This is a genomic window from Clostridium sp. (assembly GCF_036642255.1).
Lineage (GTDB): Bacteria > Bacillota > Clostridia > Clostridiales > Clostridiaceae > Clostridium_J.
Genome location: NZ_JAVWDJ010000094.1, coordinates 1 through 4,687, shown reverse-complemented (window position 1 = coordinate 4,687; position 4,687 = coordinate 1). Strand labels below are relative to the sequence as shown.

Below are 4,687 nucleotides of genomic sequence, written 5' to 3'. Positions count from 1 at the left end.
CCAATTATGATCAAACTTCCACAAGCTGTCATATTTGCAATTACTGCAGTTGAAAGTACAGGACTTAAAAAAGCTGCGCATAAGGTTATTAATCCCTGATATATAAGTACTGAAACTCCAGAAAACATTACTCCAATCCCCAGAGTAGATGAAAATATAATAGCAGAAACACCGTCTAAGATAGATTTTGAAAATAATATGTCATGTTTTCCTTGGAGCCCACTTTCTAGAGAACCCACTATTGCCATTGCACCAACACAATAAAGCAAACTAGCACTAACAAAACCTTCTGAAATCTTGCTTTCACTATTTTTGAATTTATTTTGGAGCCAATCTCCAAGTTTTTTTAGAATATTATCAAGGTCTGCTAATTCCCCAGTAACAGCGCCAATACTCATGCAAATTATTACCACAAGCATATTTTCAACTTTAAAGGCACCAGAGATTCCTATGTATAAAATACATAGTGATATTGACTGCATAACTGTATTGCTAACTTTTTCAGGAATACCTCCCTTTAGAAATAACCCTAATAGCGCACCACCTACTATAGCTAAAAAGTTAACTATTGTACCTAACATTTATCCCAACCCCCTTCAATATTTAATTTTATCAATAATAATTTTACAATAAAGCGTTAATATGTCAATAAATTTAATCCTATTATGGTGTAATTTAAAAGATCGCTGAGCATGCTAAATTACTAGTATGATGACATTTTACTTAATATTAAAAATATCACAAGTACAGATTATATCGCAGATAAAAATAAGTTAAATATATTGAAAATATGCTGCTGTAAAATGATTTTTATTAATATTCACTAAGTGTTTTTCAAAAGTATTCTTAAATAATTTGATGTTTCATTATTTATGCACAAAATCAAGGGTCTCTATCATATTATAAAACAATACTAATTGTATCGAGGGAGAGTATGAATTATTCTGGCAAGTTAAAAGTAATGGTTTTTCATGGTGAAGGTTATTTGCCATACTCTGGAGCTAAGGTCATCATAACTCCAGAAGAATTTCAATATAATAATGTTGGTATAAAAGAATTATATACAGATTCAAACGGACTAACGGAAGTAGTTGAATTACCTGCGCCATCAACTGCGTTATCTCAATCACCTGGTGACAATACGGACCTTGCACCCTATAGTTCTTGGGAAGTTAAAGTGGAAGCAAAGGATAGATTACCAGTGACTGTTAAAGGTGTTCAGGTATTTCCAGGAATAATATCAATTCAACAAATTAACTTAAAACCAATAACAATGTCAAACTCACAATTTATGGGTATGAGAAGTGAAGTGCAAGTTTCAAGTAATATGGGAGAAATAATAAACATAGGTGCCCATGGTTTATATGGTAACTATGAAAAGAAGAAGTCTGAAGAGGAAGAAAAAGGCATACCAAATCCTAAAACCATGTATAGAGTACTACCTGAAGTAGTTATTCCTGACAAAATCGTTGTCCATATGGGTACCCCAAATTCCTTTAGCACAAATCATTCAGTAACCTTTAGAGATTATATTAAAAATGTAGCCAGTAGCGAAATATACCCAACATGGTCAGAAAGCACCATAAGAGCAAACATACATTGTATTGTATCCTTTACTTTAAATAGAATTTTCACAGAGTGGTATAGGTCAAAAGGAAAAAACTTTGACATAACTAATTCAACAGCTTACGATCACTATTTTGTATTTGGAAGAAATATCTTTGAGAATATAAGCAAATTTGTTGATGAAGCTTTTGCACAATATATCAAAAGAAAAGGAGCAATACAGCCACTTTTCGCTCAATATTGTGACGGAATAAAGGCAAAATGTCCTGGCCATTTAACTCAGTGGGGGAGCAAGTATCTTGGAGATCAAGGTAAAACACCTTATGAAATATTAAGTCACTTTTATGGAAAAGATGTGATTTTTGATACATCAACAATGATCCGTGGAGTCCTACAGTCTTATCCTGGCTATATTCTAACAAATGGGGCTAGAGGAAAAGATGTAGTTACTATTCAAAGATATTTAAATAAGATTTCAAATAATTTTCCACTAATTAAAAAATTATCTACAGATGGCATCTATGGAAGCCAAACTAAAAATTCCGTAAAAACTTTTCAAAGGATATTTAACTTAATTGAAAATGGAACTGTTGATTATGCAACTTGGTATAAAATATCTGAAATATACGTAGCAGTAACTAGAATGGCAGAGGTTAATGGAGAGGGTGAAAGAGAGTCAGAGGTATTACCTCCTTTTCCAGGAAAAGAGTTGACCTTTGGATCTATAGGAAATGAGGTAATCCTTGTACAAGATTATTTAAATGTACTTAGACGTAAATATCCAACTATAATTTTTCTCAATGGTGATGGAATTTATGGATATAATACAGCTTCAGCAATAGAAGAATTCCAAAGGATTGCAAAAATACCTGTAACAGGTAAGGTGGATAAAATCACTTGGGATACCTTAGTGAAATATCATAATGATATTAAATTAAACAATGGTTAAAGTTTTTAAACTTTACTTGGTTAAAAGTTCAATTTCAATTTGATTTTTTTCAAATTAATTAATTTTATTTATGTAAACTTTAAATTTTTAGTACAATAATGCTATGAAAATTTGTTAAATTTTTAATTACATTATATTTTCAAAGATATTTACTGATTTATTAAGTTTTTTATGAATAAATAAATTTAGAAAAATATATTTTAGTGAAATATGCAAAATATTGTCGAAAATATTATTGACTTTTATACAAATCCCCATTAAAATTAAATTACTTTAATAATGGTGGATGATAATTGTTGGAGATATTTGTTTAAATAACCGTAGAAGAAAGAAATAAATGGAGCTACTCATTTATTTTGAAGCTTTCAGGTCAAGTACAATAATTTGACACAACCCTGGAGAGTTCACTTAAATGTGACATCAACGGAGCAAGTCTTTTAAAGAGGAATCTTTCAGATAAATGGACAGGGAATAAGATAGCTTTTTTTAGCATGCTATTTTATTCCTTGTCTTTTTTCTGTTTAGAAACATGAATTATGAGGCAAAATAACCCCAATACCTCATAATTAAAGATAATAGGTCATTACAAAGGAGGATTATTTTCATGGAACTAAGAAAAGAAGAAATTCAAGAAGCATCAAAAGATCAAAAATCAAGTTCCCTAAAAAAACAAATAGGATTATTTGAATCAATTACAATGGTTATAGGTATTGTAATAGGTTCTGGTATATTCTTTAAGGCTTCTGCAGTTTTTGGCAATGGCGGAACACCTATGATGGGTATTTTAGCTTGGATAGTAGGAGGTATAATTACTATAGCTTCTGCACTAACTATTGCAGAAATAGCTACAGCTATTCCAAAAACAGGTGGGGTTTTTGTTTATTTAAAAGAACTGTATAGTGAAAAATGGGCATTTTTATTTGGATGGGTACAGAGTTTTGTATATGTACCAGCAGCTGTAGCAGCACTAGCTATAGTATTTGTAACGCAATCAACATATTTTATTCCCATGACTAGTGTTCAACAAAAGCTTTTAGCAATTTTTATGATTATATTTATTATGGTATTAAATATTGTGTCTACAAAGATTGGAAGTAAGGTTCAATTAATATCAACTATTGCAAAACTTATACCAATTGCTATTATAATTATCTTTGGTTTAATGAATGGAACAGCTAATAGCTTTTCAAACAACCCAATCCCAGGAGCTGCAGTAGGATTATCAGGTTTCGGAGCAGCTATTTTAGGTACATTATGGGCTTATGATGGTTGGATAGCTGTAGGTAATATGGCTGGAGAACTAAAAAATCCAGAAAAAGATTTGCCAAAATCTATAATCATTGGTTTACTAGTAATAATTGCTGTTTATGTTCTTATTAATCTTGCTATAATTAAAGTTATGCCAGTGGCTGATGTAGTAGCTTCATCAAAGCCAGCTACAGATGCAGCAGTAATATTATTTGGAGAAACTGGAGCTAGTCTTATTGCAGCTGGTATTATGATATCAATATTTGGTGCATTAAATGGATATTTAATGACTGGAGTAAGAATACCATTTGCTATGGCACAAGATGGACTTTTCCCTTTTGCAAAGTTCTTTGGAAAGATTAATGAAAAATTTGAAACACCGTTAAATGCTTTTGTAATAGAAGTTGTAATTGCTTCATTGTATGTTTTAAGTGGATCTTTCGAATTACTTACAAATCTTGTAATGTTTGTATTATGGATATTCTTTACTATGGCAGTTGCAGGAGTGTTCATCTTAAGAAGCAAATTCAAGCATCTTCCTAAGCCATTTAAGGTGCCTTTATATCCAATAACACCAATCATAGGGATTGTTGGAGGTATATATATAATTTTTAGTACTCTAATGAGTGATACAATATTGGCATTAGTTGGGCTTGGAATTACTTTAGTAGGTTTACCTGTATATTATGCTATAAAAAAGAATAAATAGTTTATAGAAGAACTCCAATAGTTTACATTCTTGGAGTTCTTTTTTCATTTCACATTTTAATACATGCCAACCTAATAATACAAATAAGATTATGTAATAAGTATCCCTTATGTTATAGGTAATATGGTAGAATTATAATGATCAATAATTTTAAAGATATCTATATTATTTATTAAAGTAGTATAGGAACTCTTTTAAATTCTATTTAAATTTTA

3 protein-coding genes and 1 riboswitch are annotated in these 4,687 nt (G+C 30.5%); of the genes, 2 read left to right on the top strand and 1 reads right to left on the bottom strand.

Annotated elements, in window-relative coordinates; genetic code table 11:
• Positions 1-581 (bottom strand): DUF554 domain-containing protein (locus RR409_RS20750; RefSeq protein ID WP_332559682.1); only part of this gene is annotated, 581 nt, incomplete at its 3' end.
• Positions 582-934: 353 nt separating this feature from the next.
• Here RR409_RS20750 and RR409_RS20745 point away from each other — a divergent pair.
• A complete protein-coding gene (locus RR409_RS20745; RefSeq protein ID WP_332559681.1) occupies positions 935-2,515 on the top strand; it encodes a peptidoglycan-binding protein in 1,581 nt (526 codons plus the stop codon).
• A 385-nt stretch (positions 2,516-2,900) separates the two neighbouring features.
• Positions 2,901-2,993: riboswitch (glycine riboswitch) on the top strand.
• A 126-nt stretch (positions 2,994-3,119) separates the two neighbouring features.
• Positions 3,120-4,472 carry an amino acid permease gene (locus RR409_RS20740; protein WP_332559680.1) on the top strand — a complete coding sequence of 451 codons (1,353 nt, stop codon included), beginning with the start codon at positions 3,120-3,122 and terminating at the stop codon, positions 4,470-4,472.
• Positions 4,473-4,687 lie beyond the last annotated feature (215 nt).